This is a genomic window from Methylomonas defluvii, assembly GCF_033949435.1.
GTDB lineage: Bacteria > Pseudomonadota > Gammaproteobacteria > Methylococcales > Methylomonadaceae > Methylomonas > Methylomonas defluvii.
Map to the genome: position 1 here is coordinate 1 of NZ_JAXARY010000061.1, position 1,354 is coordinate 1,354.

Sequence of the window (1,354 nt, forward strand, 5' to 3'; positions counted from 1 at the left end):
CAGGCTGGTGAAAAACTCGAAAAGCCAAGTAAGCTAAGGCATAGATGAGCCGCCAACTGTTAAAATAGGCTACCTAAATTTGGAGCCTTTCAATGCGCGGACACGATGCCATCCAAAACAACTGGTTCAGCTACATCAACCTGGAAGACCGCATTCCCAAGCAGCATCCGTTGCGCCGTTTACGGCTGTTGGTCGATGGCGTACTGGCCTCGATGGATGCCGTCTTTGCCGCGCGTTACTCGCACACTGGCCGTCCCTCGATTGCCCCCGAAAAACTGCTGCGCGCCTTGCTGTTACAAGTCCTGTATACGGTCCGTAGCGAGCGTCAGTTGATGGAACAACTGGACTACAACCTGTTGTTTCGCTGGTTTGTTGGTTTGGGTATCGACGATGCTGTCTGGGAGCGCAGCGTGTTCAGCGCCAACCGCGAACGCCTGCTGTCCGAAGCCCTGAGTCGCGAATTTTTTGAGCGGGTACTGGCCATAGCCGAATGGCAAAATCTGGTGTCCGACGAACACTTCAGCGTCGACGGTAGCCTCATTGAAGCCTGGGCCTCGCATAAAAGCTTCGTTAAAAAAGACGGCAGCGGCCCGGACAAACCCGCCGGCCGCAATCCCGAGGTCGACTTCAGCGGCGAAAAGCGCAGCAACGCCACCCACCACAGTACGACCGATCCCGAAGCCCGGCTTTACAAGAAAGGCGAATACACCGAGGCCAAACTGCGTTACATCACCCATGCCTTGTCCGAGAATCGCAACGGCCTGATTGTCGATGTCGAAACCACTCAAGCCACCGGCACCGCCGAAATCGAAGCCGCGCAAAACATGATCAAACGCCGCGTGCCCCAAGGCGGCAGCGTCGGTGCCGACAAAGGCTACGACCAAGCGGCGTTCGTCAACGGACTCGAGTCCCGTGACATCAAAGCCCATGTGGCCCGCAAAAAGACCGGCAGTGCCGTCGATGGCCGCACCGCGCGCGGCAAAGGTTACGCCCAAAGTCTCAAGCGCCGCAAAATCGTCGAAGAAGCCTTTGGCTGGGTCAAAACGGTCGGAGGCCTGCGCAAAACTCGTCACATCGGCTTAGCCAAAGTCGCGGGTCAGGCCTTGTTTTGCTTTGCCGCCTACAACCTGACGCGCATGCTCAACCTATTGGTGTTCACGCCGAAACCGGCGTGGAGTGCACCCGCCTAGGGTGAAGTTCGCCTGAAAACCGTCCACAGACGGCTTCAGGCGAATAAAAAGCCCTTGAAACCGGGGCAAAACGCTTGAAACTCGATGTCATGACCGATTTCAACTCGAAAAAATCACTTACATCGTGGGTAAGGGGAAATATCGACGGGTTTTTCACCAGCCTG

At 56.3% G+C, this 1,354-nt stretch carries 2 protein-coding genes; one reads left to right on the plus strand and one right to left on the minus strand.

Features of this window, described 5'->3' with window-relative positions; genetic code table 11:
* Window positions 1–92: 92 nt before the first annotated feature.
* Window positions 93–1,190 carry an IS5 family transposase gene (locus tag QLH52_RS24515; RefSeq protein WP_205450272.1) on the plus strand — a complete coding sequence of 366 codons (1,098 nt, stop codon included), beginning with the start codon at window positions 93–95 and terminating at the stop codon, window positions 1,188–1,190.
* Here QLH52_RS24515 and QLH52_RS24520 read toward each other — a convergent pair.
* Window positions 1,156–1,354 (minus strand): hypothetical protein (locus QLH52_RS24520; RefSeq protein WP_319963285.1); only part of this gene is annotated, 199 nt, incomplete at its 5' end. The two genes, QLH52_RS24515 and QLH52_RS24520, sit on opposite strands and share 35 nt — an antisense overlap.